Genomic DNA, 25,086 nt, shown 5'->3' on the forward strand with positions numbered 1-25,086 from the left:
CGCGCTAGACTGGAGGCATTAGGACATCGACCCGGTTATCGCCGGTGAGTCCTCGGAAGAACAGCCGTTGTCGCCATCGTGCGCCCTGGCCCAGTAGAACCGAGCGGGTAAGCCCGTCACAGCTATTAACGAGCGGCGCGAAACACCTCGAAGCAATTCGGGGCGAATCGGGCAAGCGGGGTGGTACCGCGAGGTGAAGTGACCAATTTACTTCATTCTCGTCCCTGTGTTGGAGAACGCCTAGCGTGTAAAAACGCCTTCGATCCCAGGACTGCCGCAGATGACCAGTTACCCCAAGGCCTCGACCGACCCGCATGGCACCACGCCATCCTCTCCCCGTTTCCCGGAGATTGAGGAACGGGTCCTTTCCTACTGGAAGAACGATGAGACCTTCCAGGCCTCCATCGATAATCGTGATGCCGGAGAAAACGGCGACAACGAGTTTGTCTTCTACGACGGTCCGCCCTTCGCCAACGGCCTGCCGCACTACGGGCACCTGCTCACCGGCTACGTGAAGGACATGGTAGCTCGCTACCAGACCCAGCGTGGATCGCGGGTGGAGCGCCGCTTCGGCTGGGACACCCACGGACTGCCGGCCGAACTAGAGGCCATGAAGCAGCTGGGCATGACCGACAAGGTGCAGATCGAGGCCATGGGCATCGATAAGTTTAACGACGCCTGCCGCACCTCGGTGATGAAGTATGCCGGAGAATGGCAGGAATACGTCACCCGTCAGGCGCGCTGGGTCGACTTTGAGAACGACTACAAGACGCTGAACGTCGAGTACATGGAATCGGTCATCTGGGCGTTTAAGCAGCTGTCCGACAAGGGCCTGACCTACCAGGGCTTCCGCGTGCTGCCGTACTGCTGGAAGGACGAGACCCCGCTGTCCAACCACGAGTTGCGGATGGACGATGACGTGTACAAGGACCGTCAGGACCAGACGGTCACCGTCTCCTTCGAACTGCTCACCGGTTCATCGGAGATCTCCCAGGAGCTCGCCGGCGTCCAGGCCCTGGCCTGGACCACGACCCCCTGGACGCTGCCGACCAACATGGCCCTGGCCGTGGGTCCGAAGATCTCCTACGTGGTACTGCCCGCCGGCGAAAACGGCGTGAAGGCCTCGGACGCGAGCGGAAACTTCCTGCTCGCCGAGGACCTGGTCGGGGCCTACGCCAAGGACCTGGGTTATGCCGACGCCAAGGCGGCCAGCGCAGCGATCAGCGCCCGCTACACCGGTGAACAGCTCGCCGGCATCACCTACGCACCGCTCTGGGACACCTTCACCGACACCGAGACGTGGAACACCGCCAAGGCCTGGCAGATCCTGGTCGCCGACTACGTCACCACCACCGACGGCACCGGCATCGTCCACCAGGCACCGGCCTATGGTGAGGAGGATCAGAAGATCTGTGAGGCCGCCGGCATCCCGGTGATCCTCTCGATCGATGAGGGCGCAAAGTTCCTGCCGCTCTTTAAGGGTGGAGACCTGGAGCAGATCGTTGGTGTGCAGGTCTTTGACGCGAACAAGTCGATCACCGCGATCCTGAAGGACTCGGCGAAGCTGATCAAGCAGGCCTCCTTCGAGCACTCCTACCCGCATTGCTGGCGCTGCCGCACCCCGCTGATCTACCGCGCGATCTCCTCCTGGTACGTCCAGGTCACAGCGGTCAAGGACCGCATGCTGGAACTGAACCAGGGCATCAACTGGATCCCGGAGAACGTGAAGGAAGGCCAGTTTGGCAAGTGGCTGGCCAACGCCCGCGACTGGTCCATCTCGCGCAACCGCTACTGGGGATCCCCGATCCCGGTGTGGGAATGTGACGGCGAAAACTGCACGCACCGCGAGGTCTACGGTTCGTTGGCCGAGCTGCAGGCCGGCTTCGGCCGGCTGCCGCTGAACCTTGAGGGCCAACCGGATCTGCACCGCCCGTTCATCGACGAGCTGAGTAAAAAGCACGATGGCTGCGCCGAAAACGGCACCATGTACCGTGTGGAAGACGTGCTGGATGTCTGGTTTGACTCCGGGTCGATGCCCTACGCCCAGGCGCACTACCCGTTTGAGAACAAGGAATGGTTTGACACCCACCACCCGGCGGACTTCATCGTCGAATACATCGGGCAGACTCGCGGCTGGTTCTACACCATGCACGTGCTCTCCACCGCGCTCTTTGACCGCCCCGCCTACAAGAACGTGATCAGTCACGGCATCGTGCTGGGCTCCGACGGGCAGAAAATGTCTAAGTCGCTGCGCAACTACCCGGATGTTAACGAGGTGCTTGACCGCGACGGCTCCGATGCCATGCGCTGGTTCCTGCTCTCCTCCCCAATCCTGCGTGGTGGCAACCTGGTGGTCACCGAACAGGGCATTCGTGATGGCGTGCGTCAGGTCCTGCTGCCGATGTGGAACGTCTGGCACTTCTTCTGCCTGTACACCAACGCCGCAAATGACGGCGCGGGCTACACCGCGAAGCTCTCCTACTCCTCGAGTGACCCGCTGGATGCCTACATGCTGGCGGCCACCGGTGGATTGGTCCGCGACGTCACGGCCAAGCTGGACGCCTACGACATCTCCGATGCCGCAGAATCCATCCGCCAATACATGGACACGCTGACCAACTGGTACGTGCGCCGCTCCCGCCAGCGCTTCTTCGACGAAGACACCGCCGCCTTTGACACGCTCTACACCTGCTTAGAAACCCTGACCCGGGTTTCGGCCTCGCTATTGCCGCTGGCGGCCGAGGAAATCTGGCGCGGACTCACCGGGGAACGCTCGGTCCACCTGGCCGATTGGCCCGACGCCGAGCTCTTTGGTGAGCACGCCGACCTGGTGGCGGCCATGGAGGCCACCCGCCGCATCGCCTCGGTGGGTTCCTCACTGCGCAAGGCGGCGAACCTGCGGGTACGTCTGCCGTTGGCCGGCATGACCGTGGCAGCTCCCAACGCCGCGGCGTTGGAGGGCACCTTCGTGAGCATCCTGAAGGACGAGCTGAACCTGCGCAGCATCACGCTGATCGATGCGGCAACCGCCAACGCCGCCGAATACGGCATCAGCCAGCAACTAGTCGTCAATGCCCGTGCCGCGGGCCCGCGACTGGGCAAAAATGTCCAGCTCGCCATCAAGGGTGCGAAATCTGGTGACTGGTCCGTGGGTGATGACGGTGTGGTCACCGCCGGTGGACTGGCTCTGCAGGAGCACGAGTACACGCTAGAAACCGTGGTGGCTCCCAGTGTCGGTGAGGAATCGATCGCCGCAGCGGTGCTGCCCGGCGGCGGCTTCCTGGTCCTGGATACCGAGGTCACCGACGAGCTGGCGGCCGAGGGCCTGGCAAGAGATATGATCCGCGCCATTCAGTCCGCCCGCAAGGACGCGGACCTGTTGGTCTCTGATCGCATCCGCACACAGATCACCGCCGATGAGGCCACCGTGGCCGCGCTGCATGCCAACGCCGAACTGATCAAGGGGGAAACGCTGAGCCTCGGGCTGGTACTCATCAGCTCCGCGGACGCAAAAGCCCCCGTCGTTTCCGTGGAAACCGTGGCATCCGCCGAAGCCGAGAAGGAAATGGGACCCAACGCATGAGCGACACCTTTGACAAGTTCTCCGTAGCCAGCGTGTACGCCGAACTTCTGGCCCGCGCGCCGGAAAACAAGATCGAACCACGCATGGGCCCGATGTTCCGGGCCATGGAGATCCTGGGGGAGCCGAACAAGTCCTTCCCGATCATCCACATCACCGGCACCAACGGCAAGACCTCCACGGCGCGGATGATCGAATCCCTGTTGCGCGCCCACGACCTGCGCACCGGACGGTATTCCTCCCCGCACCTGGTCTCGGTCACCGAACGCATCGCCATCGATGGGGAGCCGGTGGACGATGAGACCTTCGTGCGCATTTGGGACGAGATCCGCCCCTACCTGCAGATCGTTGATGACGAGCTGAGCGCGGCCGGCGAAAATCGGCTGACCTACTTCGAAGCGCTCACGGTGCTGGGTTACGCGATCTTCGCCGACACCCCGGTGGACGTGGCGATCATCGAGGTGGGCCTGGGTGGAATCACCGATGCCACCAATGTGGGCGATGGACAGGTCTCGGTCATCACCCCGATCTCCCTTGACCACGTGGAGCTCCTGGGTGATACCACGGAGCTGATCGCCCAAGAAAAGGCCGGCATCATCAAGCCCGGCGGCTTCCTGATTTCCTCCGCACAGCCGGCCGATGCCGCGCAGGTGCTGCTGGAACGTGCCCGCGAACTTGAGGTGCCCTACCGCTTTGAGGGCATCGAATTTGGTGTCTCCTCACGGATTGTGGCCGTCGGCGGCCAACAGCTGGAGATTCAGGGTCTGGCCGGACGCTACACCGACATCCTGTTGCCGCTGCACGGAGAACACCAGGCGCAGAACGCGGCGGTGGCCCTGGCCGCTGTTGAGGCGTTCATCGGCGGTGGGGAACGCGAGCTGAATCAGGATTTGGTACGCACCGGCTTCGGCGCCACCACCAGCCCCGGCCGGCTCGAGGTCATCCGCAAGGCACCGACCGTGCTGCTGGATGCCGGACACAACCCCGATGGCATCCGTGCCTCGGCCGCCGCGGTGAAGGAGTCCTTCGGCTTCTCGAAGCTGGTCTTGGTCATCGGGATTCTGGCCGAGAAGGACGCCGAGGCGATGCTCGTTCAGCTCCGCGAGGCCTACCTGGACCTGGTGGATGACATTGCCATCACCCAATCCAACTCGCCGCGGGCCATCCCCGCCGGGGAACTGGCCACCATGGCCCTGGAAGCGGGCTTTAACGAAGAAGACCTGTTCATCAGCGAACGCCTCGACGAGGCCCTGGAATGGGCGGTCGGGCGTGCCGAGTCCGGCGAGGACTTTGGCGGCGGCGTATTGGTCACCGGCTCGATCACGCTGGTCGGCGAGGCCCGCATGTTGCTCGGAGGGCTCTAGTTACAATGGCAAAAATGACCAAGGCGCAACGCGAATGGCGTCCGGGGCAACCCAAGAAACCGCGTTCCACGCGTGTGATGTTCGCCTCGACGGTGCTGAGTCTTGAGGCCTTTGTGGTGCTCTTCGCGACGCTGGCCATCTACGGGCTGAACCGTGAGACGCTCAATCCGGTGCTGATCATCGGTAGCGGTGTGCTGGTGGCTCTCATCTGCATTTTGACCTGTGCGCTGCTGAAAAAACCGCTGGGCTACGCGATTGGCTGGCTGTTGCAGCTGCTGTTGATCTTCTCCGGTTTTTTGATCACCGAGATGTTTTTCATCGGCGCGGCCTTCGCCGTGACCTGGTGGTACGCGGTGAGTAAGGGCCACGCCATGGATGTGGAGAGCGCCCGCCGTCTCCGCGAACAGGCGGCCTGGGATGCGGCGCACCCGGAGTCGGATTCCGGCACCGGTGTAGCTCAACCGTAGAATCAAAGCAGCGAGAAATAACTTTCACCCACAACACTAAGGAGTCGCCCCCGTGGCTATCCAACGCACCCTGATCCTGGTAAAGCCCGATGGCGTAAAGCGTCAGCTCACCGGCGTGATCCTGGCCCGCATCGAAGCCAAGGGCTACACGATCGCGGAATTGAAGCAGGTTTCGGCAACGCCGCAAATGCTGGCCGAGCACTACGCCGAGCACGAGGGCAAGCCGTTCTACCAGCCGCTGGTTGACTTCATGCTTTCGGGCCCGGTCGTCGCGATCATCGCCGAGGGACAGAACGTCATCACCGGCTTCCGCTCACTGGCCGGCACCACCGACCCGACCACCGCAGCCCCGGGAACCATCCGTGGGGACCTGGGCCGCGACTGGGGCCTGAAGGTGCAGCAGAACCTGGTTCACGGCTCCGACTCCGAAGAGTCGGCGGCTCGCGAAATCGGTATCTGGTTCGCCTAAATCTCTAGCGCCGCACAGGTGCTAAAAAGGGTCCGGCCCGCAGTTCTTTTCCCCTTGGCGGGAAGAAGCAACAGCGGGTCGGACCCTCTTGTTTGTGCGGTCAAGACCAGCGGTGGCCGGCTGCGGGCCGGCTTAGCTCCGCGAGCTAGACCGGCGAGAGAGGCCCAGGTCGATGCCCAGCGCCAGGGCCGCCCCCATGAGATAGGCCAGCAGATCACGTGGCGCGAATCCGGTGCCCAGCACCAGCGCGCTGGGGGAGAACACGCGGGCCAGCTCCGCGGGAATATTGGTGAGCTGCAGCAGTTCAATCAAGACACAGAACACCAGTGCGATGGCAGCGTTGGAGAGCTGTGTGGCCCGTGGGCGCAGCACCGTGAGCAGCACATATATCAGCACCGCGTACAGCAGACCGCCGGACACATCGGCCAGTAGTCCCGAACCACCAAAACGCGCGAGCAACCCGATGCCGATGATCGGGAGAACCAGGGCGGCAGCCATCCAGCGGCGGGTCGTGGCCCTAGGCGCCAAAGAAGGCACCGGGGAAGCGCAGAACGACGGTGGCGATGGTGATGATCAGCGCGACGATGACCACGACCCAGGTCCATTCGGCGGCGAAGCGGCGCAGTGCCGCCGGGGCCGGGATCACCGAGTGGATGATGTTGCGCGCGGTGGTGAAGAGGAACATCGGGATCATCATCGCCCAGACGATCATGCAGTACAGGCACAGGGCGTTGATTTCATACAGGGCCTGGGACCAGAGCCAGACGATGAACACCATGGCCACGGTGATCCCGACCTGGAGGCCGATCCAGAACCAGCGGGCGAAGCGGGCCCCGGCCAGCAGTGCCATGCCGATGGTGATCACCAGACCGAAGCCGACGACGCCCAACAGTGGGTTGGGGAAGCCCAGCAATTCGGCCTGGGCCGACTTCATGACGGTGCCGCAGGAAACCCAGGGGTTAAAGTCGCAGCTGGTGATGTAATTCGGGTTTTTGTAGAGGGCCAGGCGCTCGAGCACCAGGATCCCGGCGGCGATCCAGGACACCGCGGCGCTGAGCACCAAAAAAATTCCGAACGGACGATCCCGTGCCATGGCTGGCAGGATCGCTTCCCTGTCCCGGATCTGTGCTGCGTCGATGTGGCTCATTCGTACTCCCTTGTGGCGCTGTGTATTCCCACGTGTTTGCGGGCCCTGTGGTGCCCGAGTTTCACCTCGGGCGAGCGGGAAAAGCATGCCCGTGGCCCTGTCTGAAGTCTAATGCTCGCACGCTGCCTCACCGTGCCCCAGCGCGCCGAGGGGTCGCGCCCCGCGGGCGGGGAACCGCCGGGGTGTTCGGCGCGTCGTTTACCGGCGTGTCGATGTGAGACAATAGCTATGGTTGTTCGTGGATCCACAGTCTGCTTTCAACCCAACAACAGGCTTTCAAGCCCCATCGCGATGCATCTGCTGCCAAGAGACCGCCTATACGAAGGTCGAAGCGAATACCGCGATATGGTCGCCGCAACGTAAAGCGGCTTGCTTGGAAAAGCGTTGTTGGTCTTACACGGATGCCGCGCCCCGCACATGGTTGGCGCACCCGGGTAAGTCAGAAAATGACTTCCGCTGAGACACGTGGCCCATTCGGCCCGGTCCAGCGAACTAACTAGGGAAGACGAGCTATCTGTGGGAGCCATCAACCCGCCGAGGAGCACTCTTTTAACATGGCACTGAATCGCGACGAATCTAAGGCAGCGATGGGCCAGGGGCCAAAGGCCCGGACCCGCACGTCCCGCCCGCGCAAGAACTTTAACGAACAACCTCCGGCCAGCGTGCCGGTACGCCGGGCCATGACGCTTGCCGACCTCGACAACGCGGCAGCGGCTCCCTCCCGGACCCGCGCCAACGTTGCCCCCCGCAACGCCACCGCTCGTCGCGGAGCAGATAACCGCAACGCCCCGGCCAAGCGTGCCGCCGAGGCCACCGTTGAGTCGGTTGCCGCAGCAGCATCGGGCGAAGTCACCAACGCCCCGGCAAGCCGTTCCGCCAAGGCCGCCGTACAGGCCCCGGTTCTCACCGAGACCAAGACCGCAGTAGCTAAGGCACCGGCACGTCGTGGCCCACGCCGCGCCACCTCCGGAGTGACCTCCCCGGGTGCCGCAGCCAGCGAAGCAGCTCCGGCCATTGTGGCTCCCGCGGCAACACTCGCGGCCAAGGTGCACTCCACCATCGAGTCGGTTCACGAGGCAGCACCCGAGCAGGAGCCGGCCGTAAAGGCCGGCACCCGTCGCCCGGCCCGCGGTCGTAGTCGCAAGGCCTCCGCACCGGCATCCAACGCAGCGCAGACGGCCGAGGCCGAAGCAGCCGTGCCGGTTGCCGCCGCTACCGAGGTAGCAGCCGAGAACACCGTGGCGGAAGCCGCCGAGCCGGCAAAGTCCTCACGCCGCCGTCCGGCCCGCAACTCTCGCGGTAACCGCAACGCGGCACCCGCCGACGAGCAGGTCGTTGAAGAGCAGGGCACCCCGGTAGCACCGGCGGCCGTGGTCAACGAAACCGCCACCGAAGACGTAGTTACGGAGCCCGAAGCGGTCACCATCTCCGATCCGTTCGCCATCCCGGAATCGGCACTCTCACTGATCTTCCAGGCTCCGAACCTGGCCGCGGCCGTGGAGCTCGAAGCGGCTGCCGACGAGGATGCCGCGGCATCTCGCCGCAACCGCAATGCCGCCTCCGAGGAGGAGTCGGGTGATGACTCGGGTGTTGTCTCGCGTCGTCGCCGTCGTCGGCGTCGTGGCGAGGCCGACCTGGAACTCAGTGGTGGAACCGAAAACGATCCGCCAAACACCATCACCCGGGTCCGCGCCCCACGCACCACCCTAGAACCGGTGGTTTCCAACAAGGTCACCGCCGTGCGTGGTTCCACCCGCCTCGAGGCCAAGCGTCAGCGCCGCCGCGATTCCCGCGAGTCGGGCCGTCGCCGTCAGGTCATCACCGAGGCCGAATTCCTGGCTCGCCGCGAATCCGTTGACCGCCAGATGATCGTGCGCCAGCGTGAAGACCGGATCCAGATCGGGGTGCTCGAAGATGGCATCCTGGCCGAGCACTTCGTCTCCAAGACGCAGCAGGATTCGCTGATCGGCAACGTCTATGTCGGTAAGGTACAGAACGTACTGCCGTCCATGGAGGCCGCCTTCGTGGATATCGGACGCGGACGCAATGCCGTGCTCTACGCCGGTGAGGTTAATTGGGACGTGGCCGGCCTTGACGGTCACCCGCGCCGCATCGAGCACGCACTGAAGTCCGGGGACACCGTCCTGGTGCAGGTCACCAAGGATCCGGTCGGCCACAAGGGCGCCCGCCTCACCAGCCAGATCTCCCTGCCGGGCCGCTACCTGGTCTACGTACCGGGTGGCTCGATGACCGGCATCTCACGCAAGCTTCCCGACGTGGAGCGCAACCGCCTGAAGAAGATCTTGAAGGATCACCTGCCGGAAAATGCCGGAGTCATCGTACGCACCGCCGCCGAGGGTGCTTCCGAAGAAGAGTTGATGAATGACATCAACCGCCTGCGCGCACAGTGGGAAGGCATCGAGGCCGCCTCGACCTCCACCAAGACCCTGGCTCCGGAATTGCTCTACGGGGAACCGGATCTGACCATCAAGGTGGTCCGCGATGTCTTCAACGAGGACTTCACCAAGTTGATCGTCTCCGGCGACGACGCCTGGGACACCATCGAGGCCTACGTGACCTACGTGGCCCCGGATCTGGTTTCACGCCTGGAAAAGTGGGAGTCGGAAGCGGACATCTTCACCGATTTCCGCATCGACGAGCAGATCCACAAGGCACTTGACCGCAAGGTCTTCCTGCCCTCGGGTGGTTCGCTGGTCATTGACCGCACCGAAGCGATGACCGTGGTTGACGTGAACACCGGTAAGTTCACCGGTTCGGGCGGCAACCTCGAGGAAACCGTCACCAAGAACAACCTGGAGGCGGCCGAAGAGGTCGTTCGCCAGCTGCGCCTGCGCGACATCGGTGGCATCATCGTCATCGACTTCATCGACATGGTTCTGGAATCCAACCGCGATCTGGTGCTCCGCCGATTGGTGGAGTGCCTGGGCCGCGACCGGACCAAGCACCAGGTTGCCGAGGTGACCTCGCTGGGGCTGATCCAGATGACCCGTAAGCGCATGGGCACCGGTTTGCTCGAAGTCTTCGGCGAAAACTGCGAGGCCTGCAACGGCCGCGGCGTCATCACCCATGACGAGCCGGTGGAACACCACCGCACGTTCAACTCGGCCGGCGAAGCACACGCCCCGAGCCAGCGCGCGGCCGAGAAGCCCTCGCGTGCCGAGCGTCGCCGTCGCAACCGTGGCTCCGAGGGAGACTCCGGAATCGATTCGGCTCCCGAGCTCAGCGAAGAGTCGCCCGCGGCGGTTCCCGCAGCACTTGAGGCAAAGGCCACCGCAACGCGTAATGCCTTTGCGAACATTGCCGCAGCAGCCCTGGCCGCCCACGAATTGGGACAGGTAGCACCGGAAGACGAGGGTGCTACGCTCACCGTTGCGGGGGAGTCCGTGGTGGTTCCCGCCGCGCGACGTAACCGTCGTGCCGGATCCGAGACTCCTGCCCCGTCGCTGACCCTGGAGACGCTGGAAGCGGCGCTTCCGGATCATTCCCCCGCGGATCAGGCAGTGGAAGGTGACGAGGGAAGCGAAAGCGGATCCTCACGCCCCGCACGTAGCCGCAGCCGTCGCAAGCCGCGCGCCAAGACTCAGGAGAGCGCTCCAGTGGTAGTTCCCTCTCCTGCCCCCGCCGCAGCCCCCGTCATCTCGGGTGTTGCCGGCCAAGCCTCCGACGAGGCGCCCGAACAGGCGTCAAGTCGCACGGCACCTAACAAGACTTCGGTCTCAGAGCCGGTGGCGCGCGTCAAGCGCAGCCGCCGTGCCATGAGCCCGCAAGGCGGTTCCGATTCTGCAGTTTCTGTGGCATCGGACACGCGAGCTACATCGGGCACATCCCATGTGGCTTCACTCGCTGACCAAACGAAGTCCCCACAGCCGCAGAAAGCCGCGAATGCGCCGATCATGCTGGGTGTAGGGATGCCGGTCAACGAGTTGAAAGAGTAGGGATCTTGACGCCCGCGGGGTCAAGTTGTATTTGCCCCCGCAGCGCTTTTTAGCGTAGTCTAGATCCTCGGTGCGAACGCCAGCTATCGGATTCTTCCGCTCGGCGTGCCAGCACAGCGCAATCCTCAGTTTCATTGAGGTAGTGATGCGCAGCAAGACATATTGAACGTCGAGTAGAAGTGAGTACCCACGTGGTGTACGCAATTGTCCGCGCTGGCGGCCGCCAGGAAAAGGTTTCTGTTGGAGACCTCGTAACCCTTGACCGTCTGAAGGCTGCCCCCGGCGCCTCCATCGAACTTCCGGCCCTGTTGCTGGTTGATGGCGAGAAGGTAACTTCTGCAGCCGACGAGCTCGCCAAGGTTACGGTGACCGCTGAGGTCATTGAGAACCTTCGCGGTCAGAAGATTGTCATTCAGAAGTTCAAGAACAAGACCGGTTACAAGAAGCGCCAGGGTTTCCGCGCTTCGTTGACCAAGGTCAAGGTCACCTCGATCGCTTAATTGCGGTTGTATCCAAGAATTCTCATTACCTGAAGGTAGGCACATTCAATGGCACATAAGAAGGGCGCGAGTTCCTCTCGCAACGGTCGTGATTCCAACGCCCAGTACCTGGGCGTAAAGCGTTTCGGTGGTCAGGTTGTTTCGGCAGGCGAAATCATCGTTCGCCAGCGCGGCACCCGCTTCCACCCGGGCGCCGGCGTGGGAATCGGCAAGGACGACACCCTGTTCGCACTCGAAGCTGGAGCTGTCGAATTCGGCACTCGTCGCGGCCGCAAAGTCGTGAACATCGTTACCGCTGGCTAATTAGCGCGTAACCGCATTCATTACACTGGAGAGGGTGGGCCGCACGGCTCACCCTCTTTGTGTTTTTCCAAAACCCCTAGGTGTTTACCCCTTTTAGCCGCAACTGTGCGGCATCGGAAACACCATCTTTTTTGCTAGGAGCTTTCAACCGTGGCAGCCTTCATCGACCGAGTGGTCCTCCATGTCTCCGGTGGTACCGGTGGGCACGGCTGTGTCTCCATCAAACGAGAAAAATTCAAGCCGCTGGGTGGTCCAGACGGTGGCAGTGGCGGTGACGGTGGCAACGTGGTTTTGCGCGTAGACGCCCAGACCACCACGCTGCTGTCCTACCACCACTCACCGCACCGCCACGCCGGAAACGGTGAAGGCGGCAAGGGCGATCTACGCCCGGGCAAAAACGGCGAATCGCTGGTCCTGCCGGTGCCCGAGGGCACCGTTGTCAAGACCCGCGACGGGGTAATCCTCGCTGACCTCATCGGCGATGGCACCGAATACGTTGTTGCCGCAGGTGGCCTCGGTGGCCTGGGCAACGCCGGACTTTCCAGCCAACGCCGCAAGGCGCCCGGCTTCGCCCTGTTGGGTACCCCGGGCACCGCCGCCGAGGTCGTCCTTGAACTCAAGTCCGTTGCCGACGTAGCCCTAGTGGGCTACCCATCGGCCGGCAAGTCCTCGCTGATCGCCGCGCTCTCCGCAGCACGTCCGAAGATCGCCGACTACCCGTTCACCACTCTGGTCCCGAACCTCGGTGTGGTTCAGGCCGGCGAAGTGCGTTACACCGTGGCGGATGTTCCGGGTTTGATCCCCGGCGCCTCACAGGGTCGCGGCCTGGGTCTGGAATTCCTGCGCCACGTAGAACGCTGCGCAGCCCTGGTCCACGTGCTTGACTGCGGTGCCCTGGAAACCGATCGAGATCCCGTCTCGGACCTGGAGACCATCCAGGCCGAACTCGACGCCTACGAGGTTGACTCCTCCTTTGCCGGTGCCGACGGACAGATCATCCCGTTGAACGAACGCCCGCGTCTGGTGGCCCTGAACAAGGTCGACATGCCAGATGGCCGGGATATGGCCGAATTTGTGCGCCCGGAACTGGAGAAGCGTGGCTACCGCGTCTTCGAGGTCTCGGCCATGAGCCGCGAGGGATTGCGTGAGCTCTCCTTCGCCATGTCCGAACTGGTCACCGAGGCCCGCGCCAAGATCGAGGCAGCTCCGTTGCCCGTTGCCGTGGAGGTGCTGCGTCCGCGCGCCACCAAGGCCAGCAAGGCCGGGTTCGTGATCCGCAAGGAAGAGCGTAACCTCGAGCCGCTCTTCCGCGTCATCGGCGAAAAGCCGGAGCGCTGGATCATGCAGACCGACTTCCGCAATGATGAGGCTGTGGGCTACCTGGCGGACCGCTTGGCCAAGCTGGGTGTTGAAAACCAGCTGTACAAGCTGGGCGCACGTCCCGGCGATGCCGTGGTCATCGGCTCCGAGGTTGATGCAGTGGTCTTCGACTGGGAGCCGACGATGGCTGCCGGTGCCGAACTGCTCGGTTCACGCCGTGGTCAGGACGAGCGCCTGGCCGAATTTGGTGCCCGTCCCTCCCGTGAGGAGAAGAAGGCCCAGCACGAGGCACGTAAGGACGCGAAGAGTGCTGCCCGCGAGGACCTGGAAGCCGAACGCAAGGCCGGAATCTGGACGGAGTCCGTGAACTACAAGCACCAGCTACCTAAGGCAGGGGAGTAACCCAGCATCGTGAAAGCCACTAACCAGCCCTCGGGCATTACCCAGAGAACAGACCTGCCGCGTGCCTCACGCATCGTGGTAAAGGTCGGTTCCTCATCGCTCACCACCTTGTCCGGTGGCATCTCCGAGGAGGCGCTGAGCTCTCTGGTTGATCGCCTGGCTGCGGTGCACACATCGGGAATCGAGCTGATCCTCGTATCCTCCGGTGCCATTGCCGCAGGACTGGCTCCGCTGGATTTGGGACGTCGCCCAAGGGATCTTGCCACTCAGCAGGCCGCCGCCTCGGTGGGCCAAGGTCTGCTGATGGCCAGGTACACCCAAGCGTTTTCCGCCCATGGTGTGACGGTCGGACAGGTTCTGCTTTCCGCCGATGACCTGATCCGGCGTCGGCAGTACGCCAATGCGTTCCGCGCGTTGAACCGGCTACTGGCCCTGGGCGTGGTGCCCATCGTGAACGAAAACGACACGGTGGCCACCCACGAGATCCGTTTTGGTGACAATGATCGGCTCGCGGCCCTGGTGGCGCACCTGGTCAAGGCGGATGCCTTGGTGCTGCTCTCGGATGTTGATGCCGTGTATGACGCTCCGCCAAATGCTGGGGGAGTGCGGGTGCCGCGCGTAGATCGCAGCGAAGACCTGGTCTCGGTGCGGGTTGGAAGCACCGGGGGAGCGGGGCTTGGCACCGGCGGCATGGCCACCAAGATTGAGGCAGCCACCATGAGTGCGGAATCTGGTATTCCGGCGCTGGTGACCTCGACGGCCAACGCCGCCGCGGCACTGGCCGGTGAGGACGTGGGAACCTGGTTCTCCGCCCGTGGTGTCCGCCGTTCCACCCGCATGCTGTGGCTGGCACACCTCGCCTCCACGCGCGGGCGGTTGGAGCTTGATGCCGGAGCCGTTCGGGCGATCAGTGCCGGGACCGCGTCGCTGCTGCCGGCGGGGATCATCGGTGTCAGCGGGTCCTTCGAGGCCGGAGATGCGGTGGAAATTTCCGATGCGGCCGGTGCGATCATCGCCCGCGGTCTGGTGAATTTCTCCTCCGCGGAACTTCCGCAGATGCTCGGTCGCACCACCCAGGACCTGGGCGAGGACCTGGGGTCACAGTTTGAACGATCAGTCGTTCACGTTGATGATTTGGTGCTTGTCTAACATTTTTTCGTATCGCGACGGCCCGCATACCCGATGTTGCTTAACATAGGAGGCGGGCCGTGGTGTATCCACCGTAGAATGGCTAACCATGAGCCAGAACACCAGCACAGCACAGAATTTCACCGACGTTACCGCACAAACCGGTGGTATTGAGGGTGCCACGGTGGCCGTGGGCAGACTGGCAGACCGGGCCCGCGCGGCTTCGCGCGTGCTGGCCCGAGCCGATAGGAATTGGAAGGATCGGGCACTGCTGGCCATCGCCGCGTCCCTGAACGCTCATCGTGCCGCGATCATCACGGCAAACGCCAAGGATTTAGAGGTCGGCCGGGCCAACGGGACCACCGATGCGCTCCTTGACCGGTTGAAGCTTAATGATTCCCGCGTTGATGCGCTGATCTCGGCCCTCGAGGAACTGGCAGGCTTGCCCGATCCGGTGGGTACGGTTTTACGGGGCCAGACCCTGCCCAACGGGTTGCGCCTGCGCCAGGTTCACGTGCCCATGGGCGTGATCGGTGCCATTTATGAGGCTCGTCCCAACGTCACGGTGGACATCGCCGGGCTGGCGCTCAAGAGCGGAAACGCCGTGCTCTTGCGCGGTGGCAGTGCCGCGGCACATTCCAATGTGGCCTTGCTGGCGCTGATCCGTGATGCACTCGAATCGGTGGGCCTGCCCGCCGACGCCGTGGCTTCGGTTGATGCGTGGGGCCGCGATGGAGCCGACGCGATGATGGCCGCCCGCGGCAAGATCGACGTACTGATTCCGCGCGGTGGCCGCGAACTGATCCAGCGCGTGGTCAGTACCGCGAAGGTTCCGGTCATCGAGACCGGCGAGGGTAATGTGCACATTTATCTGGATGAGTCGGCCGATGCTTCCATGGCGGCGCCGATCCTGCTGAACGCCAAAACTCAGCGCCCCTCGGTGTGCAATACCGTCGAGACCCTGCTGCTGCACGCCAACGCGAAGGCAGCCGGAGAGGTCTTGGCAGCCCTGCACAAGGCGGGAGTGCGCCTGCATGTTGACGCGCGGGCCAAGGTGTTCGCCGGTGCGATCCCGACCATCGATGCGCAGGAGTCCGATTGGGACACCGAGTACATGGATCTTGATCTGGCGGTGGCCGTGGTTGATGACCTCGATGGTGCCATCGCTCACATCCGTCGACACAGTACCGGGCACACCGAAGCGATCCTGACCAATGATCTGGCCCACGCCGAACGCTTTATTGCCGAGGTTGATTCGGCTGCGGTCATCGTGAATGCCTCCACCCGCTTCACCGACGGCGGGCAACTGGGCCTCGGTGCTGAGGTCGGCATCTCAACGCAGAAGATGCACGCTCGGGGCCCGATGGGCCTGCGCGAACTCACCACCACCAAGTGGATTGTGCAGGGCGATGGGCATGTTCGTTCGTAGCCACGTGCCAAGGTGGGTACGATAGAAGGTAACAAGGCAAACAGCTAGATGACCGTGTCGGATGCCCCCGGGCATGCCGAACACATTAACACCCTGGAGAGACATGTTTACTCAGTCCCTAAACGCAGCCATTCTGGCATCCGAGAGCACCGGTATGTCGACCCAAACCCACGCGATCATCGTCGGTGGCTGCATCTTCTTGGGCTTCATGTTGCTGCTGCTGATCACCATGTCTTACACCAACGTTGGCAACCGCCACGAGATCAAGGCAGAGGCCGAAGACACGCACCGCACGCACACCAACAACCACGGCCATCACTAGTCGTCTGACGGCCGAAAGAACGGACCGCCCATTTCGCCTTGGTGTGATGGGCGGGACATTCGATCCAATTCACCACGGCCACTTGGTGGCGGCGAGCGAAGTTGCTTCGGTATTCGACCTTGATGAGGTTGTCTTTGTTCCCACCGGGGAACCGTGGCAGAAATCGGACCGCGACGTCGCCGAGGCCGAACATCGTTACCTGATGACGGTGATTGCCACAGCGGCTAACCCACGTTTCACCGTCAGCCGAGTAGATATCGATCGTCCGGGTCCCACCTATACGATCGATACACTGCGGGATTTGCGGGCGCAACGTCCGGACGCCGAATTGTTCTTCATCACCGGCGCCGACGCGATGGCTCAGATTCTGGGTTGGAAGGACGCCGAGGAACTGTGGTCGCTGGCCCATTTTGTGGGAGTCACCAGACCGGGTCACGAGTTGCCGGTGCTTGATCGCAGCGGTGTGTCGTTGATGGAAGTTCCCGCGATGTCGATCTCCTCGACGGATTGCCGGGAACGAGTACGCACTGGGCATCCGGTGTGGTATTTGGTACCGGACGGCGTGGTGCAGTACATCGGCAAGTACAGGCTGTATAACAACAAGAACAACGCAGTAAACAACGGCCAGGGTTAACCGGGCCGGGAATGGACAAGATGAGCGACGAGACCGGGCCCGCGCTCAGCAGGCGTGCCCTGCGGGAGGCGCGACGTGCCGAGGCCGAAGCCCAGCTTGCCAAGGATGCAACGGCACTGGGCGATCAGCAAGACGCTGCCGTCAAACCCAAGGCCGCCACCAATTCCGTTTCCGCGCCCAAGAGCCAACCGCCGGTGCCCACCAAGCCCGCGGCTCCGGCCAAGCCGGCAACGTCTGCAGCGGCTGCGCCTAAGGCTCAGGCCCAAACCAAGGCTCCGGCCGCTACGCCGGTGCAGAAGCCAGCCGCGGCACCCAAAGCTGCTGCAAAACCCGTCGCAGCCAAGCCCGCGGCCAAGGTCGAGCCGAAGCCGGCCGTGGTTAAGCCGGTTGCTGTCAAACCAGTTGTTCAGGCAGAGTCGAAGCCTGAGGTGGCGAAGCCGGTTGTCAAGACAGAGCCGAAGTCAGAGGCTGCCGTCGAGGCTGATCCAGAAGCCCCTTCGCGCAGTCGCCGTGCTGCTGCCGGAGAGGTTGACGCGCTATCGACGCGCACCGAACGTTCCTCGTTGCAGCGTGCCCGCGACCGCGATGCGTTGCGTACTCGCCGTCGGCTTGAGGCCGAGGTATCGGAACTTTCGGTGAAAAACCCGGCCCCCGCAGAGGATCCAGCCCCGCTGACGCGTAAGCAGATGCGCCTGCAGACCTTGGGAGCCGCCAAAGACGCAGCCAAGCCGGGCAATTCCGAGCCCGAACCGCGTGCTGCCCAGATTCCGGCTCAACAAGCCAAGAATGCTGCACCGTCACCCGAGGCAAAGCCTGCCGTTGACCCGGCGGCTTCGGCCACCGACGCGGCCGCCGCACGGCTCAGCGTTGAAGAGGCACTGGCCCTGCGTCGACGTTCAGGCGGCGCGGTGGGTATTGAGCCGTTGCTCTTGGCCCCCGAAGAAGATCTCGCGGAGGTCGATCTTGAGGTCCTGGCCCAGCAGCGTGAACTAGCTGCGCGAGCCGCCATCATTTCTCGTCGTGCCGCCGAGCGTCTTCGCCTTGAGGAAGAAAACACTCAGCGTGCCGGCTCTCGTCGTTCGGATCCCTTCACCGGGGCCATGAACCACCTGCGTGATGAAGAGATCGAGAAGAAACTGGTTAATACCGGTGTTTCCGGTCCCCTCACGCGAGGTTACAACCTGGCGATGACCGACCAGGGAACCATCGTTGATTCCCTGAAGAACCCCGCGGCCCCTGCCGCAAAGACTCCGGCATCGGCGCCCGCAACGCCGAAGCCGATGACCCCGGCTGCGAAAGCCCCGGCGGTCACACCTGCGCAAAAGCCGAAGGCTGCTACTCCGGCCCCGGCACCGGCTCGTGACTCCACGTCACCAGCCGCTTCACCAGCTGCCGCAGCAGCACCGGCGCGGAAGGTCGCGGAGAAGTCCGCTACCGCCGCTCCGAAGGCGGTGGCAGTTCCCGATCCTGGGGATGCCATGGCCGAGAATGTTGTCACTGCACCTGCCGGACCGCCTGTGCGTGCCGTGCGTGCTCAGGGGCTCGAACCCCTGGACGTGCAGACCGCGGGTATGCGCCGTGCCAACAACATGTATTTGATGGTCATCGCGGCTTTGTCCGTTGGAGGTGCGGCGCTTGTTGCCGGCCTCATTATGTTCCTGAACTCCATTTAGCGTCCACATGCGACGCCCCCAATTACTCAAGGAGAACCCCTATGAGCGCCCATGAACATTCCATCAACATGATCAAGACTGCCGCCCTCGCCGCGGCAGAAAAGCAGGCAGAGAACCTGGTTGCACTTGACGTTTCCGAACGCCTTGGTGTCACCGACGCCTTCCTGATCGCTTCGGCTGCCTCCGAGCGCCAGGTCAACTCCATCGTCGATGAGATCGAAGATGAAATTGATGCCAAGTTCGACGTGCGCCCGGTACGTCGCGAAGGCCGCGGCCAGGGCCGCTGGGTTCTGCTGGACTACTCGGATGTTGTCATCCACGTTCAGCACAACGAAGACCGCGTCTTCTACGCTCTTGAGCGCCTCTGGGGCGACTGCCCGGTCATCGAATTGCCGACCACCGGCGAGCCGGCCACCGATATGTCGCACATCGAAACGCTTCCCGACGTCCTTTAACACCCTTCGATTTGCACCACACGTTTTGTGTGGCCTATGATGGTTGAGTTGCCCGAAAGGGCGGCTCTCATTTGGGGGTATGGCGCAGTTGGTAGCGCGTCTGCATGGCATGCAGAAGGTCAGGGGTTCGAATCCCCTTACCTCCACCAAAATTAAGAATATAGCTTAGGTCTCCGACTCCGGTCGGGGGCCTTTGCTGTTTCCGCACGCAGAACCGCAATTGGGGCCCATCCGGGCTCTGGGTTATTCCCCTGACTCGCCAATATGCCCTCGAAGAACGTCAGCGACCGTAGCTGAATGCCGACAAGTCGAGATGGTCGGTTTGCGGATATTTCGTTGCTTTCGGAATCTCGAAGCTGGCATCGCTGTTGCCGTCACCTTCCGACAATGCCTGAAACTTGTATGGATTGATACAAGCTCTAAACATTGTGCAGAATGATACAAGGCTGTAGTTTTGTATCATGATTGTCATCACCATTGATCAACGCAAGTCTCGCTCGGGGCCGGACAAGGTTGAATCCTTACTGAGTCGGCTAGCTAGCGACTACGACGCGACGCGAGGTTTTGAAAGAACCGCGGGTGATGAGATTCAAGGGGTATTCGAGGACGGAACCGTCGCCGTCTTGTTGGCCCTTGACGTTGCACATACCGGGGAATGGAGTGTGGGAATCGGAGTCGGTTCCGTGCAAATTCCGCTGCCTCGGGAAACCCGTGCAGGGAGAGGCCCAGCCTTCGAATTTGCCCGCGATGCGGTCGAACGGGCAAAAAATACCAGTGGCTCCTTGGCGCTCTCTGGCCCCGGAAACGAAGCCGAACGGCTCGAGGCCGAATTGCAAATTCTCGCGTTGGTCAATGCGCGGCGGACCGAATCGTCGGCCGAAGCTGGCATATTGGTATCCAAGGGGCTGACTCAGCGGCAAGTCGCCGCCACCCTTGAGATCTCACAACAGGCCGTCTCGGCGCGCCTAGCCTCGGGCCTTTGGTACGAGGCCGCTAGGCTCGCGGACGTAGCGGGACGGGCATTGGACAGCTATTCGATGACAATGGACGAAGGGGGGCCTGCATGAACTGGATTGCCTGGGTACTGCTGATACTTGTCATTCCCCTGGGCGCCCCACGTTACTTTGCCGATTCCGGCCTACGCTGGCCACTCAAGCAGTCGACCACCAGCTACCTGCTTGTCTCCGTGCTGGCGCTGGCCGGGATCGCCGCGGCTATCGGTAGCCACCTTCCCGCTGCAGCTTCGATCCCGCATGAGCTGGTGATCGTGGCTAGTGTTGCCGCGGCAACACTAGGTGGAGGGCCCGTCACCGAGACGGTGTTCAGGCTTGCGGCATTCAAAGGTAAATTAGGGGCGCCCAATGCTTCAGAGGATGAGGGGCCGAGTCCGCTGCGTGGAGGAATGTGGATCGGGCTGCTGGAGCGTGCTGCTATAGCTTCGACGCTCTGGGCCTCATGGCCCGAGGGGCTAGCGGTGGTCCTTGCGGTCAAGGGGCTCGGTCGATTCTCGGAACTGAAGCAACATGCCGCCGCCGAGCAATTCATCCTGGGGACGTTTGTCAGTGTCTTGTGGGCTTGTGCAGCTGTCGGCGTCGGCAGAGTCATCGGTTTCTAGCCCACCGGTTGGTAATCCGTGGCCGCAGCGTGTGGAATCTCTATGAATCATGACTGGCATTTAGCATCCTGTTCTCGTTCCCACTCTTTACCGGCCAAGCCGCGCTCCTGAACTGGGTTGTCGATGCGGTACCTGCACGGTCTTGTTTTAGACCCATAGGAGACCCGAATCTGGGGCCCGACGGCGTTCCGGCCTCAGAGGGTAGACCCAACCCACTAGAATGAGGCCTATGAGTGACGTTCTGCCATCGTGCCCCCAGTGTTCAAGCCCCTATACATACGAAATGGGTGCCTTGCTGGTGTGCCCCGAGTGCGCCCATGAGTGGTCCGCTGAAGCGGATGTCGTGGAGGAGCCACAGGAAAAAGTCATCAAGGATTCGGTTGGTAAGGTCCTGAACGACGGCGACACCGTCACCATCGTGAAAGACCTGAAGGTCAAGGGGCAAGCCCAGTCCATCAAGGTCGGCACCAAGGTACGCAACATCCGCCTGGTCAACGGCACCGATGGTCACGATATTGACTGCAAGGTAGATGGCTTTGGTCCCATGCAGCTGAAGTCTTCGGTCGTCAAAAAGGTCTAACAAACTACCTTCTGCATTAGCTATGCGCCGCCCTTCCCCAACACGGAGGGGTGGCGCTTTCTTTTTGCCTTGGGACCTTCGACGGAGTTGATCGCCATCCCTGCTCTATTAAGATTTTGGCGGTGGTCAAAATGATCAATCGCCGTGTTTCTACGATGAGGACGGGAACTAATGACGATTCCCCCTGAATTGAAGCTCCTGCCCATCAGCACACGCGTATTCTGATGAAAGGGGGGCACCGAAGTTGGACACGAGGAGCCGTCATGGAAAATCAAACGTTCGACTTCTCAACGATCATCGTGGGCGCTGGCCAATGTGGATTGGCGATGGCTCACGAATTGGTGAAGCGGGGCGAAGATTTTCTCGTGCTTGAGGCAGGCCCGGCTCCTGGGAACTCGTGGCGTTCGCGTTGGGATTCTTTGGAACTGTTCACTCCCGCGGCTCATGATGCGTTACCTGGCAGCAAGTTCCCGGATAATCGAAGTTCCTACCCGACCGCAGGGGCTGTGGCGGATTATCTGGAAACCTACGCGAAGGCTAAGGGCGTCCCCGTTCGGACCTCAACAACCGTCACCGATGTGCGGATTAGCACCGACGGTGGTTTCTTGGTTCGGACAGCAGATGGAGCGTTCACGGCCCGTCGGGTAGTTGTTGCGACGGGCGTTCACCAACGTCCCAAAATTCCAGCGCTAGCGGCGCAAATCTCCGCCGAGACGAGGCAGCTGCATTCGAGCGAGTATCGGAATCCTGCCATGGTTGCCGATGGTCCGGTTGCCGTGGTCGGTTTCGGAACATCTGGTGCCCAAATTGCCTGTGAATTGGTTGTCAGTCACCCGGTGGCCCTCTGTGGAAACCCCACGCCTCATGTACCAAGAACTCTCATCCGCTTTGCACCAGCGCTCTATTGGCTGCTGGTCCACAGGATGCTGACTCGCTCGACGCCCATGGGTCGCAAAGTCGCCGCGGGATTCTTTACCCGAGGTGCGCCGCTCATCCGAGTCTCGGTCAAGGACGTTCAAACGGCCGGAGTACAGACGGCTGGGCGAGTGGAATCAATACACGGTGGGAAGCTGACGACGAAGGACGGCACCCCCATCGAGGCATCCACCATCATTTGGGCTACCGGGTATCGCCCAGACTATTCGTGGATTGATGGACTGCGGCTTGATGAGCTCGGCTACCCACTGCATCGCCGGGGGAACAGCACGCAGATTCCTGGGCTCGGATTCCTCGGGATTCCTTTTCTCTACGGGTTAACGTCCGGAATTATCGGGGGAGTAGGTCGAGATTCTCGCTACCTGGCTCGTCATTTGCATCCGTACAAGGAAGCTGGGTCCGCTGCGGACACACCGTTTGGTTTGAACACGAGTGCAGGGGATCACGAGTAGGCAGCGGCCCCGACATGCTAAGTTGGCCGTGGCGCGCGGTCTTTCGAAAGCGATCGGCTCGCGCCTTCGAAGTTCCTATTCGTGAAAGATTCTTACCCCGCCATGACACTTCCGTTGAACGCTTCCAGCCCGGCCGCCACGCACGCCAACTCCACAGAGGATTTTGCGCGAAACCTTGCTTCCATCAAGACTCGCATCGATGTTGCCGCCCGAAAGGCCGGGCGTGACCCCGCTTCGATTCGGCTGTTGCCGGTCAGCAAGACAGTGCCGGAAGATCGCCTCCGTTTGGCGATCGCAGCGGGGATGGATTTCCTCGGAGAAAATAAAGTCCAAGAGGTTGCTCGTAAGGCAGAACTTCTTGCCGACATTCCTGGTCTGAAGTTCTCGGTTATCGGAAGCTTACAAACGAACAAGGCGAAGTACGTGGCGAAATTTGCCGACGAATTTCAGGCCCTTGAAAACGTTCGCCAAGCAGCCGCCCTTCAGAACCGTCTTGAGATCGAAGATCGTCAGCTAGATGTCTTCGTTCAGGTCAATACGTCCGATGAGGATAGCAAGTCGGGGCTCGCTCCGGCCGACGTGCAGGCATTTGTCGAGGAGCTCCCGCAATTCGACCGACTCCACGTTAAGGGCCTGATGACCTTGGCACTGTTCAGCGATGACAAGGATGCGGTGCGAGCATGCTTCGTGCGCCTTCGGGAGCTGCGCGACATGCTGCGCGATAGCGCTCCGGCAGGAATGCATATCGAGGAACTCTCCATGGGCATGAGTGGTGACTTCGAGCTTGCCATTGAGGAAGGCTCGACGGTGGTTCGCGTGGGCCAGGGCATTTTTGGCGCCCGCGAACTTCCAATCATCAATAATTGACTCGGAGGCCCCTCGGATAACACCGAGGGGCAATGGCCTTGCGGCCAAACGCAATATCAGTGACTTGCGGCTCCACATCGAGGGGATAAGCGACGTGCCAACCGTGCTTCGTCCATCGGCACGGCCATAGCTGTATCCGTGCGGGGAACAGTTCTCGTCCCAGGGCAAATTTGTCAAATGACCCCATTTCGCCATTTGCTACGACCTTGTGCGGGAAAGTGCCGAATCGGGAACTGTCCGACCCCACCAGTAGTGTTTCCCTAGGAGTTGCCGAACCACATCTAGTGGTTGGCGCCAATTCCATCGACACGCCGTGCTCAACGACACGCCAGATCTTTAAACGCCGCCCGAACGCTCCACAGGTTGTGGATAGATTTTCGAATTTACCGGATTCGCGGGGTTTAAAGAGGGACTGTTATCCACAAGGGGTGTGGACGAGTGGGAAGTTAAACCACAAGGGTGTAATACATCATGTTGGGGTCTACCTCCCCATTGCCTACTAGATGTAGTATTGAATCAGCTGGTGAGACCTAGTGCTCCAACTCCTTGAATGGGGAAATAAGTACGATCTCCACCTCTTTTAGGCATCATGGCTAACGAGAAAAATCAGTTCATGTGCTTTCCCCGGATTCGGGGGCGGGCATAGGGAGCCAGCACCAACACATACAAAGTTTTTGCACGAGGGGATCAACGGAAATGACCGTCACGGTTTACACGAAGCCAGCATGCGTTCAGTGCAACGCGACCTACCGAGCTCTTGATAAAAAGGGCATCGTCTACCAAAGCGTAGACATCTCGCAGGATCCGGCTGCTTTGGAGCGTGTGCGCGCCCTGGGGTACATGCAGGCACCGGTTGTTATCACCGACGCCGATCACTGGTCGGGGTTCCGCCCAGACAAGATTGAAGAACTGGCCCTGGCCCAGAGCGCATCCGTCGCCTAACCAGCCACCAGAAGCCTTCACGATTCTAGTAATTTAGAGGCGATCGCAATGCCCACTTCAGCGTTGGCAAGATCACGGGTGCACGACAACGCCATTGCGGCGGAAGTGCACACCAAGAATAATTTGATCTACTTCTCTTCGGCTTCCGGGTATACCCACCGCTTTGCAGAGAAGCTGGATCTGGAATGCGCGCGCATTCCGTTGAAGAGCCATGAACCTCATCTCGTGGCCGACGAACCATTTGTGCTATTGCTTCCGACCTATGGAGGCGAAAAAGGCGAACGTTCCATCCCGCCACAGGTCGTCAAGTTTCTCAATGACGCGCGCAACCGGCATCTGATAGCAGGCGTTATCGGCGCCGGAAACACAAACTTTGGAACGGCATACTGCTTAGCTGCACGCAAGATCGCGGCTAAATGCAACGTTCCGCTTCTGTATAAATTTGAATTGATGGGCACACCAGAAGATGTGACCCGCGTTCACCAAGGATTGGAAGTCTTTTGGACACGAAAGTCGCAGAACCTGAAATGAAGCAAAACGCCAAA

At 61.7% G+C, this 25,086-nt stretch carries 23 protein-coding genes and 1 tRNA gene; 22 read left to right on the forward strand and 2 right to left on the reverse strand.

Annotated features, from left to right (window positions below):
• The first annotated feature begins 280 nt into the window (after positions 1 to 280).
• The 4 genes from ileS to ndk are packed head-to-tail and all read left to right on the forward strand — an operon-like array spanning position 281 to position 5,880.
• Positions 281 to 3,583: an isoleucine--tRNA ligase gene (gene ileS, locus KUF55_RS07885; protein ID WP_218818512.1), complete on the forward strand. Its 3,303-nt coding sequence runs from the start codon at positions 281 to 283 to the stop codon at positions 3,581 to 3,583.
• Positions 3,580 to 4,944, forward strand: coding sequence for a folylpolyglutamate synthase/dihydrofolate synthase family protein (locus KUF55_RS07890; RefSeq protein ID WP_132363501.1), 1,365 nt, complete (start codon positions 3,580 to 3,582; stop codon positions 4,942 to 4,944). Before ileS ends, KUF55_RS07890 begins: the two co-directional genes overlap by 4 nt.
• Before the next feature lie 5 nt (positions 4,945 to 4,949).
• Entirely contained in the window at positions 4,950 to 5,411 is a 462-nt protein-coding gene (locus KUF55_RS07895; RefSeq protein ID WP_218818513.1) for a DUF4233 domain-containing protein, read from the forward strand.
• Positions 5,412 to 5,463: 52 nt separating this feature from the next.
• On the forward strand, positions 5,464 to 5,880 hold the full coding sequence (gene ndk, locus KUF55_RS07900) for a nucleoside-diphosphate kinase (RefSeq protein ID WP_132363505.1): 417 nt from the start codon (positions 5,464 to 5,466) through the stop codon (positions 5,878 to 5,880).
• A gap of 132 nt (positions 5,881 to 6,012) precedes the next feature.
• Here the strand turns inward: ndk and KUF55_RS07905 are convergent, their stop codons facing one another.
• Together KUF55_RS07905 and KUF55_RS07910 are read right to left on the reverse strand one after the other, a co-directional pair.
• A complete protein-coding gene (locus tag KUF55_RS07905; RefSeq protein WP_218818514.1) occupies positions 6,013 to 6,378 on the reverse strand; it encodes a DUF2809 domain-containing protein in 366 nt (121 codons plus the stop codon).
• Positions 6,379 to 6,397: 19 nt separating this feature from the next.
• Positions 6,398 to 7,027 (reverse strand): vitamin K epoxide reductase family protein, encoded by a 630-nt coding sequence (locus KUF55_RS07910; protein WP_218818515.1) that lies wholly within the window; start codon positions 7,025 to 7,027, stop codon positions 6,398 to 6,400.
• A gap of 554 nt (positions 7,028 to 7,581) precedes the next feature.
• Here KUF55_RS07910 and KUF55_RS07915 point away from each other — a divergent pair.
• The 18 genes from KUF55_RS07915 to nrdI all read left to right on the forward strand — a co-directional run bounded on the left by KUF55_RS07915 (position 7,582) and on the right by nrdI (position 25,072).
• Entirely contained in the window at positions 7,582 to 10,983 is a 3,402-nt protein-coding gene (locus tag KUF55_RS07915; RefSeq protein WP_218818516.1) for a ribonuclease E/G, read from the forward strand.
• Positions 10,984 to 11,174: 191 nt separating this feature from the next.
• Positions 11,175 to 11,483 (forward strand): 50S ribosomal protein L21, encoded by a 309-nt coding sequence (rplU, locus tag KUF55_RS07920; protein WP_132363513.1) that lies wholly within the window; start codon positions 11,175 to 11,177, stop codon positions 11,481 to 11,483.
• A 48-nt stretch (positions 11,484 to 11,531) separates the two neighbouring features.
• Positions 11,532 to 11,786, forward strand: a complete 255-nt coding sequence (gene rpmA, locus KUF55_RS07925) for a 50S ribosomal protein L27 (RefSeq protein ID WP_132363514.1) — start codon at positions 11,532 to 11,534, stop codon at positions 11,784 to 11,786.
• Positions 11,787 to 11,936: 150 nt separating this feature from the next.
• On the forward strand, positions 11,937 to 13,508 hold the full coding sequence (obgE, locus tag KUF55_RS07930; protein WP_218818517.1) for a GTPase ObgE: 1,572 nt from the start codon (positions 11,937 to 11,939) through the stop codon (positions 13,506 to 13,508).
• Positions 13,509 to 13,517: 9 nt separating this feature from the next.
• Positions 13,518 to 14,657: a glutamate 5-kinase gene (proB, locus tag KUF55_RS07935; RefSeq protein WP_132363518.1), complete on the forward strand. Its 1,140-nt coding sequence runs from the start codon at positions 13,518 to 13,520 to the stop codon at positions 14,655 to 14,657.
• An 88-nt stretch (positions 14,658 to 14,745) separates the two neighbouring features.
• Positions 14,746 to 16,065, forward strand: coding sequence for a glutamate-5-semialdehyde dehydrogenase (locus KUF55_RS07940; RefSeq protein ID WP_218818518.1), 1,320 nt, complete (start codon positions 14,746 to 14,748; stop codon positions 16,063 to 16,065).
• A gap of 103 nt (positions 16,066 to 16,168) precedes the next feature.
• Positions 16,169 to 16,387 carry a hypothetical protein gene (locus KUF55_RS07945; RefSeq protein WP_132363520.1) on the forward strand — a complete coding sequence of 73 codons (219 nt, stop codon included), beginning with the start codon at positions 16,169 to 16,171 and terminating at the stop codon, positions 16,385 to 16,387.
• A 4-nt stretch (positions 16,388 to 16,391) separates the two neighbouring features.
• Complete coding sequence (gene nadD / locus KUF55_RS07950; RefSeq protein WP_255557445.1) at positions 16,392 to 17,021, forward strand: nicotinate-nucleotide adenylyltransferase; 630 nt, start codon at positions 16,392 to 16,394, stop codon at positions 17,019 to 17,021.
• Positions 17,022 to 17,041: 20 nt separating this feature from the next.
• Positions 17,042 to 18,694, forward strand: a complete 1,653-nt coding sequence (locus KUF55_RS07955) for a hypothetical protein (protein WP_218818519.1) — start codon at positions 17,042 to 17,044, stop codon at positions 18,692 to 18,694.
• Between the two features lie 41 nt (positions 18,695 to 18,735).
• Positions 18,736 to 19,149 carry a ribosome silencing factor gene (rsfS, locus tag KUF55_RS07960; protein ID WP_132363526.1) on the forward strand — a complete coding sequence of 138 codons (414 nt, stop codon included), beginning with the start codon at positions 18,736 to 18,738 and terminating at the stop codon, positions 19,147 to 19,149.
• A gap of 73 nt (positions 19,150 to 19,222) precedes the next feature.
• Positions 19,223 to 19,298, forward strand: a tRNA-Ala gene (locus tag KUF55_RS07965).
• Positions 19,299 to 19,610: 312 nt separating this feature from the next.
• Positions 19,611 to 20,216: a hypothetical protein gene (locus KUF55_RS07970; RefSeq protein WP_132363528.1), complete on the forward strand. Its 606-nt coding sequence runs from the start codon at positions 19,611 to 19,613 to the stop codon at positions 20,214 to 20,216.
• Positions 20,213 to 20,764 (forward strand): hypothetical protein, encoded by a 552-nt coding sequence (locus KUF55_RS07975; protein WP_218818520.1) that lies wholly within the window; start codon positions 20,213 to 20,215, stop codon positions 20,762 to 20,764. The genes KUF55_RS07970 and KUF55_RS07975 overlap by 4 nt, the downstream gene beginning before the upstream one ends.
• Before the next feature lie 229 nt (positions 20,765 to 20,993).
• The gene (locus KUF55_RS07980; RefSeq protein WP_132363532.1) at positions 20,994 to 21,344 is read left to right on the forward strand and encodes a zinc ribbon domain-containing protein YjdM; all 351 of its coding nucleotides are present in this window, start codon (positions 20,994 to 20,996) and stop codon (positions 21,342 to 21,344) included.
• Positions 21,345 to 21,607: 263 nt separating this feature from the next.
• A complete protein-coding gene (locus tag KUF55_RS07985) occupies positions 21,608 to 22,732 on the forward strand; it encodes an NAD(P)/FAD-dependent oxidoreductase (RefSeq protein ID WP_218818521.1) in 1,125 nt (374 codons plus the stop codon).
• 102 nt (positions 22,733 to 22,834) lie between these two features.
• Positions 22,835 to 23,599, forward strand: a complete 765-nt coding sequence (locus KUF55_RS07990; RefSeq protein WP_218818522.1) for a YggS family pyridoxal phosphate-dependent enzyme — start codon at positions 22,835 to 22,837, stop codon at positions 23,597 to 23,599.
• A 696-nt stretch (positions 23,600 to 24,295) separates the two neighbouring features.
• Positions 24,296 to 24,541 carry a glutaredoxin-like protein NrdH gene (nrdH, locus tag KUF55_RS07995; protein WP_132363536.1) on the forward strand — a complete coding sequence of 82 codons (246 nt, stop codon included), beginning with the start codon at positions 24,296 to 24,298 and terminating at the stop codon, positions 24,539 to 24,541.
• 48 nt (positions 24,542 to 24,589) lie between these two features.
• On the forward strand, positions 24,590 to 25,072 hold the full coding sequence (gene nrdI / locus KUF55_RS08000) for a class Ib ribonucleoside-diphosphate reductase assembly flavoprotein NrdI (RefSeq protein WP_132363538.1): 483 nt from the start codon (positions 24,590 to 24,592) through the stop codon (positions 25,070 to 25,072).
• Positions 25,073 to 25,086 lie beyond the last annotated feature (14 nt).

The sequence above is a fragment of the Paeniglutamicibacter sp. Y32M11 genome, assembly GCF_019285735.1.
Lineage (GTDB): Bacteria > Actinomycetota > Actinomycetes > Actinomycetales > Micrococcaceae > Paeniglutamicibacter.